Consider the following 3,011-nt stretch of genomic DNA (forward strand, 5'->3'; position numbering starts at 1 on the left):
GGCTCGGGCACGGCGGCACGTGTGGTCCCACCTGCCCGGCGGGGTGCCCGCATCCAAGTGCGCGGGCCGGGACCTGGGATCGACGATCGTTCTCGATGTGGACGCCACCATCGTGGTCACCCACAGCGAGAAGGAACACGCGGCGCCAACCTATAAGCGCACCTTCGGCTATCACCCGATCGGCGTGTGGTGCGACAACACAGAAGAGTTCCTCGCCGCGAGCCTGCGCCGGCGACACCCCGGCCGTGGCGTGCGATCACTACCACCGCCACGCCGAGGACGTCCGCGACCTGGCCGCCCTGGGCGTCGACGACTACCGGTTCTCGATCTCCTGGTCGCGGGTCCTGCCCACCGGGCGCGGGCGGGTCAACCGGCCCGGCCTGGACTTCTACTCGCGGCTCGTCGACGACCTCCTGGCGGCCGGGATCCGCCCGGTGCCCACCCTCTATCACTGGGACCTTCCCCAGGCCCTGCAGGACGAGGGCGGCTGGCTGAGCCGGGACACCTCGCAGGCCCTGGCCGACTACACCGCCGTGGTGGTCGACGCCCTCGGCGACCGCGTCACCCGCTGGCTCACGCTCAACGAGATGAACGTCCACACCCTCTACGGCCACGGACTCACCGATCACGCGCCGGCGCTCGGGATGGGACTGGACTGCCTGCCCGTGGCCCACAACCTGCTCCGCGCACACGGTCTGGCGGTCGAGGCGATCCGTGCCGCCGGCCCCCGGCACGAGGTCGGGGTGGTGCAACAGCACTTCCCCGTCATCGCCGCGACCGACTCCCCGGAGGACGTCGGGGCCGCCGAGATGTTCCGCATCCTGACCAACTGGCTGTTCTCCGATCCGGTCCTCCGGGGCGCCTACCCGGAGGACTGGGTGGCCGAGCTCGTCATGACCACCGCCGGCCTGACCGCCGACCAGCTCGAGCAGGACCTCGTCGTCATCGCGAGCCCCCTCGACCACTACGGCGTCAACTACTACGAACCCACGGTGATCGAGTCCCCACGCCCCGACGCCGACTACGCCGGGGTGCTCGAGGTGGACTTCCCGGAGGACATGCCGTTCCGCCCGGTGCGGATCGAGGGCGTCGAGCGGACCGACTTCGAGTGGGCCGCCGGGTACGCCGAGCGCTTCGGCCTGGTCCACGTCGACCACAGCACCCTGACGCGCACCCGCAAGGACTCCTGGTACTGGTATCGCGACCTGATCGACGCGCACCGCAACCGAGTCGCGGGGAATGGTCCGACACGGGCCTCCGGGACCCCTCCGGCGGTCTAAGCTGGGCGGATGACCACCGATTCGGCCACCGGGCACCGTCGGACCCTGGGAGCGATCAGCGTGTGCGCGGCCGTCGCGCTCCTCGGATCGGCGTGCGGGACACCGGTGGCCACACCCGGCCCCGACGAGAGCCCGGCCGCCTACTCGGGACTCGAGGTCAGCGAGGACCGGATCGACTACGCGATCGGCAAGGTCACCGGGATCGTCGAGGAGGAACTCGACGCCTCCGGCATCCCGGGCGCGGCCGTGGCCGTGGTGCACGGCGGTGAGGTGGTCCTCGCGGAGGGGTTCGGCGTCCGGGACACCAGCACGGGCGCCGAGGTGGACGCCCGGACAGTCTTCCCGCTGGCCTCGATCTCCAAGTCGGTCAGCGCCACGGTGGTGGCGGCCGAGAGCGGCAACGGTGAGGTCGACTGGTCCACCCCCGTCAGCGAGTACCTGCCGTGGTTCGAGCTCTCCGATCCGCAGGTGTCCCCCCTCGTGACCGTCGGTGACGTCTTCGCGCACCGCTCCGGGCTCCCCGAGCACGCGGGTGACGACCTCGAGGACCTGGGCTACGACCGACCCGCGGTCCTGCACGGGCTGCGCCACCTGCCGCTCACGCCGTTCCGAACCTCCTACGCGTACACCAACTTCGGTCTCACCGCGGGGGCCGAAGCGGTGGCGGTCGCGGCCGGGACGCCCTGGGACGAGCTGGGTCGCGAGCGGATCTTCGACCCGCTCGGCATGACCGACACCTCGTTCTCCCACGACGAGCTGCTCGAGCGGGACAACCGGGCGGTCGGCCACGTGCGCGCCGACTCCCCCGACTCCCCCGACTCCGCGGACCAGAGCGACCCGGACGGGGACTGGGTCCCGGCCGATCCCCAGCGCGACCCCGACGCCCAGGCGCCGGCGGGGGGCCTGAGTTCGTCGGTGACCGACATGGCCGCCTGGATGGCGATGGTGCTCGACGACGGCAAGGGGCCCGGCGGCTCCCAGGTCGTGCCCGCCGAGGCGCTGCGCGAGGCCCTCACCCCGCAGATCGTCTCCTCGCCGCCGCGGGCCGCCGCGGACCGTCCCGGGTCCTACGGCTACGGGTTCAACATCGGTACCAGTTCCTCGGGTCGGGTCCAGTGGAGCCATTCCGGGGCGTTCGCGCTCGGGGCGGGCACCGCGATGCTCATGCTGCCCTCGCTCGACCTGGGGATCATCACGGTGACCAACGCCTCGCCGAGCGGGGTGGCGGAGACGATCAACGCCAGGTTCGCCGACTACGCCCAGTACGGCGACCCCACGCTGGACTGGCGGGATCTGTTCGGCCAGGCGTTCGCGTCACTGCTCGACCCGGTCGGGGACCTGGTGGACGCGACCCCGCCCGCCGATCCGGCACCGTCGAGGGACCCGGCCGAGCTGGTCGGGACGTACCGCAACGACTACTTCGGGACCCTCGAGGTCAGAGAGTCGGAGGACGCGCTGGAGATGACCGTCGGCGGCGCCGCCGCCTGGCCACTCGACCCCTGGGACGGCGACACGTTCGCGGTCGAACCGCGGAGTGAGAACTGGCCGCCGGGGTCGCGGGGTTCCGTGACGTTCGACGACGACGAGGTCACCGTCGAACTCCTGGACGGCAACGGTCTCGGGACCTTCACCAGGGCGCCCGCCGGGGACGAACCCGGCGATCCCGGATCCCCCGACTGACCGCGCGCGTCCGCCGCCCCGGCGCACCCGGCGCACCCGGCGCAGCCGGAG

2 protein-coding genes and 1 pseudogene are annotated in these 3,011 nt (G+C 72.1%); all 3 read left to right on the plus strand.

The window, feature by feature from the left end; genetic code table 11:
• Positions 1 to 244: pseudogene (locus G6028_RS14770) on the plus strand (transposase); the annotation flags it as partial.
• 1 nt (position 245) lies between these two features.
• The gene (locus tag G6028_RS18100; protein WP_338404238.1) at positions 246 to 1,280 is read left to right on the plus strand and encodes a glycoside hydrolase family 1 protein; all 1,035 of its coding nucleotides are present in this window, start codon (positions 246 to 248) and stop codon (positions 1,278 to 1,280) included.
• A gap of 9 nt (positions 1,281 to 1,289) precedes the next feature.
• Positions 1,290 to 2,960 (plus strand): serine hydrolase, encoded by a 1,671-nt coding sequence (locus tag G6028_RS14780; RefSeq protein ID WP_182659324.1) that lies wholly within the window; start codon positions 1,290 to 1,292, stop codon positions 2,958 to 2,960.
• Positions 2,961 to 3,011: the final 51 nt, after the last annotated feature.

Origin of the sequence: Dietzia cercidiphylli (assembly GCF_014145145.1) — a bacterium.
GTDB classification, from domain to species: Bacteria; Actinomycetota; Actinomycetes; order Mycobacteriales; family Mycobacteriaceae; genus Dietzia; species Dietzia natronolimnaea.